This is a genomic window from Azohydromonas lata NBRC 102462 (genome assembly GCF_001571085.1).
In the GTDB taxonomy this organism is placed as follows: domain Bacteria; phylum Pseudomonadota; class Gammaproteobacteria; order Burkholderiales; family Burkholderiaceae_C; genus Azohydromonas; species Azohydromonas lata.
The window spans coordinates 1-4,089 of sequence record NZ_BCTC01000202.1 but is presented as its reverse complement, the minus strand read 5'-3'; the positions used below and the strand labels follow the sequence as shown (position 1 = coordinate 4,089).

The following is a 4,089-nucleotide window of genomic DNA, read 5'->3' as shown; positions in this document are numbered from 1 at the left end:
CCACGAGTAGGTCTGGCCCTGCATTTGTTGACTCCTGGGATAGGTCCGAATGGGGGCCATTCTTCGGTCGCGGGGCCTGCTGCGATTGTTGGAGGGCGACCTGTACTTGTCGCGCTGCGACAAGGCGTCCATGTCGCCTGCAGACAAGCCGGGGCTGCCCAATGCGACACCGATAATCCCGGCCGGCATGGAGGGAGCAGGCAATGGGGCATGAAGACGCCGCGGCGGACGCGCGCAAGTGGGTGACGGGTTGGACGGGCTCGGCGCAGGGGCCTTATCCCGCCGGCAGCCCGCTGGCGCAGCCGGACCTGCGCTTTGCCTTCCCGTCGCCCGCGCAGGGCGCGCGCGACCAGAGCTTCAGGCTCATCGTCCGGCCGGACCTGTGGGGGCCGCGCGCGCGGCTGCGCCTGAGCAATGCCTTCGGCACCCAGCCCGTGCGCTTTGCCGGCGTGCACGTGGGCCTGCAGCTTGGCGGCGCCACGCTGGTGGCCGGCAGCAACCGGCGCGTGACTTTCAAAGGCACGGATGGCGTGACGCTGCCGCCGGGCGAGTCCGCCTGGAGCGACCCGGTGCCGCTGCCCTTCGTGGACGGCTTGCCTCCCGCGCTGCTGGAGGGCCGCAAGCTGGCGGTGAGCTTTCATGTCGAAGGGGACAGCGGGCCCATGACCTGGCACGCCAAGGCGCTGCAGATGTCCTACCTGACGCCGCCGGGCGCGGGCGCCCAGGGCGCCCGCGAGGACGAGCTGGCCTTTCCCTTCACCAGCGCGTCCTGGTACTTCCTGGACGCGGTGGACATGTGGATGGAGGCGGGCACGCGCTTGATCGTGGCCTTGGGCGACTCCATCACCGACGGCAGCGGCTCCACGCTCAACGGCGACGACCGCTGGCCGGACGTGCTCTCGCGCCGCCTGCACGCCGCCTTCGGCCAGCGCGTGGGCATCGTCAACGCCGGCATAGGCAGCAACCAGGTGGTTGGGCCGGCGAGTTGGTCGCCATGGAGCCCGACGGCCGGCGGCGCCTCGGCCGTGGAGCGGCTGGAGCGGGACGTGATCGGCCTCTCCGGCGTGTCCACCGTGATCTGGCTGGAAGGCACCAACGATTTCAGCCGCAACGGCAACGCCAGCGTGGAGGCGGTGACCGCCGGTTTCTGCGAGGGCGTGCGCCGCCTGCGCGCGGCCCTCCCGGGCGTGCGCGTGCTGGGCGCGACGCTGGTGCCCGCGCTGGGCAGCACCGCGGCCGCGCACGGGCACCGCGAGCAGGACGACAAGCGCCGAGCGCTCAACGATTTCATTCGCGGCGCGGGCCTGTTCGACGCCGTGCTGGACTTCGAGGCCGTGACGCTGGACGAGGCCAGCGGGCGCATGAAGGAGGCCTTCGTCCCCGACGGCACCGTGGGCGGGCCCGGCGACGGGTTGCATCCCAATCGGGCCGGCTATGTGGCGATGGCGGGCTCCATAGACCTGGGCCTGCTGGCGCCATAAGGCCGCGCCCGCTTGCACCGAAGGGAACTTCAACGCAATCCCCTGGTCGGACAGCGTTTCAACTCACGGCGTCCGCCTTCGGGACGCGCTTATGGAAGTCGCCATACTCGTCGCCCTCATCGTGCTCAACGGCCTGTTCGCCATGTCCGAGATCGCTCTCGTGACGGCCCGCAAGGCCAGGCTGCAGAAGCTCATCGATGAGGGCGACCACGCCGCCGCCGCGGCGGTCAAGCTCGGGGAAGATCCGACCCGTTTCCTCTCCGCCATCCAGATCGGCATCACTTCCATCGGCGTGCTCAACGGCATCGTCGGCGAAGCGGCACTGGCCCAGCCGCTGGCGGCCTGGCTCATGGAGCTGGGCGTGGCCGACCCCTACGCGGGTTACGGCGCCACCGGCCTGGTGGTCGTGCTCATCACCTACTTCTCCATCGTCGTGGGCGAGCTGGTGCCCAAGCGCCTGGGGCAGTCGCATCCCGAAACCCTGGCGCGGCTGGTGGCGCGGCCCATTGACGCGCTGGCCGTGGCCGCCAAGCCCTTCGTGAAGCTGCTGACCATCTCGACGCAGGCCCTGCTGAAATTGCTGGGCGTCAAGGACGGCAACAGCAACGCCGTCACCGCCGAGGAGATCCACGCCATGCTGGCCGAGGGCACGAGCGCCGGCGTGATCGAGGCGCACGAGCAGGCCATGGTGCGCAACGTCTTCCGGCTGGACGACAGGCAGATCGGCTCGCTCATGGTGCCGCGCGCCGGCGTCGTGGCGCTGGACCTCAACGAATCGTTCGAAACGCAACTGGCACTCATCGAGCAGTCCGACCACGCGCGCTTTCCCGTCGTCAAGGGCAGCTTTGACGAGGTGCTGGGCGTGGTGAACGCGCGCCAGTGGCTGTCGCGCGCCCTGCAGGGCGGCTCGCGCAAGCTGGCCGAGCAGCCCCTGCAGCCGCCGCTTTATGTGCCCGAGACCGTGACGGGCATGGAGCTGCTGGACAACTTCCGCTCGTCGCAGGTGCAGATGGCCTTCGTCATCGACGAGTACGGCCAGATCCAGGGCATCGTGACGCTGCAGGACTTGATCGAAGCCATCACCGGCGAATTCCAGCCGCGCGACCCGGCCACCGCCTGGGCCGTGCAGCGCAAGGACGGCTCCTGGCTGCTGGACGGCCACATCCCCGTGCCCGAGCTCAAGGACAGGCTGGCGCTGGAGTCGGTGCCGGAGGAGGAGCGCGGGCGCTACCACACGCTCAGCGGCATGATCATGCTGCTCACCGGCAGGTTGCCCAAGTTGGGCGACCTGGTGGAGTGGAGCGGCTGGCGCTTCGAGATCGTGGACATGGACGACAAGATCATCGACAAGGTGCTCGCCAGCCGGCCCGCCGGCGTGGAGGCCGAACTGGCGTCCGGCCCGGCCTGAGGCCCGGCGCCCCGTTCGCCGCAGGGCTCAGGCCGGGGCCTCGGCGGGTTCGGCTGCTGCGGGCTCATAGGCCGCCTCCAGCAGGCCCAGCGGCTCCCCCGACGCCGCGCTGGCCCGCCCGCGCCGCAGGGCGCTGGCCGGGTAGCCGAACACCTCGCGAAAGCGCCTGGAGAAATTCGCGCCGTCGCTGAAGCCGCACTCCAGCGCGATCTGCGAGATCTGCAGCCGCGTGTGCTCGGTCAACCAATGCGCGTGGCGCAGCCGCAGGCGCACCGAGAAGTCGTGCGGGCTCAGGCCTATGGCCTCGCGGAAGCGCCGCTCCAGGTGGCGCAGGCTCATGTTGACGTTGCGCGCCACCTCCGACAGCGGCATGGGGCTGGACAGGCTTTGCTCCATCAGCCAGATGGCCTGGCGCACGCGCGGGTCGTCCGTGCGCTCGGCGAAGCTGGGCTGCGGCTGGGGCGTGCGCGCGGGCAGGGCGCCTTCCTCCAGCATGATGCGCAGCGCCTTGGAGGCCGCCGCCTTGCCGCAGTGGCGCTCTATCAGCCAGGCTGCCAGGTGCACGACGCTGGTGCCGCCGGCGCAGGTGAGGCGGTCGCGGTCCACCACGAACATCTCGTGCGACTCGGCCTGCAGCGTGGGGAAGTCGCGTATGAAATCCTGGTGGTGGAACCAGCTCACGCACACGCGGCGGTCCTGCAGCAGCCCGGCGCGTGCCAGGACGAAGGAGCCCGTGCACAGCCCAACCAGCGGCACCGCGCGCGAGGCCGCCAGGCGCAGGAACTCCAGCGTCGCCTTGGCCAGCCGCCTGGTGCCCTGCAGCAGCCCGCCCACGACCACGATGTAGTCGAAGGCCGCCGGGTCGCCAAAGCGCGCCGTGGGCATGAGCTCCACGCCGTTGCTGGCCACCACCGGGCGCAGCTCCTCGGCCAGCACGCTCCAGCGGCAGTGGATGGGGCGGCTGCGGTCGCCCTCGTCCGCCGCCAGGCGCAGCGCGTCCACGAAGCCGGAGAACGCCACCATGGTGAAGCCGGGCATGAGCACGAAGCCCACGTTCAGCGGCGGCCGGCCGGCCGGGGCATGGCCGCCGCTTTCCGCGGCGCCGTCCCGCAGCCCCGGTGCCTCAGCACTCGACGATGTTGACCGCAAGTCCGCCACGGGCTGTTTCCTTGTACTTGGTGAGCATGTCGGCGCCGGTTT

At 70.6% G+C, this 4,089-nt stretch carries 3 protein-coding genes; 2 read left to right on the top strand and 1 reads right to left on the bottom strand.

Features of this window, described 5'->3' with window-relative positions; genetic code table 11:
* The first annotated feature begins 203 nt into the window (after window positions 1–203).
* Both ALA01S_RS30285 and ALA01S_RS30280 read left to right on the top strand, forming a co-directional pair.
* Window positions 204–1,481 (top strand): GDSL-type esterase/lipase family protein, encoded by a 1,278-nt coding sequence (locus ALA01S_RS30285; protein ID WP_066343378.1) that lies wholly within the window; start codon window positions 204–206, stop codon window positions 1,479–1,481.
* Window positions 1,482–1,572: 91 nt separating this feature from the next.
* Window positions 1,573–2,889, top strand: coding sequence for a hemolysin family protein (locus tag ALA01S_RS30280; RefSeq protein WP_066343375.1), 1,317 nt, complete (start codon window positions 1,573–1,575; stop codon window positions 2,887–2,889).
* 27 nt (window positions 2,890–2,916) lie between these two features.
* On the opposite strand, the gene ALA01S_RS30275 is transcribed toward ALA01S_RS30280, so the two are convergent.
* Window positions 2,917–3,927, bottom strand: a complete 1,011-nt coding sequence (locus ALA01S_RS30275) for a GlxA family transcriptional regulator (protein ID WP_084268098.1) — start codon at window positions 3,925–3,927, stop codon at window positions 2,917–2,919.
* Window positions 3,928–4,089 lie beyond the last annotated feature (162 nt).

Excerpts from the sequence above, each read along its gene's own strand:
- ALA01S_RS30285 (WP_066343378.1), top strand. The coding sequence starts at position 204 with ATGGGGCATGAAGACGCCGCGGCGGACGCGCGCAAGTGGGTGACGGGT.
- ALA01S_RS30280 (WP_066343375.1), top strand. The coding sequence starts at position 1,573 with ATGGAAGTCGCCATACTCGTCGCCCTCATCGTGCTCAACGGCCTGTTC.
- ALA01S_RS30275 (WP_084268098.1), bottom strand. The coding sequence starts at position 3,927 with ATGCCCGGCTTCACCATGGTGGCGTTCTCCGGCTTCGTGGACGCGCTG.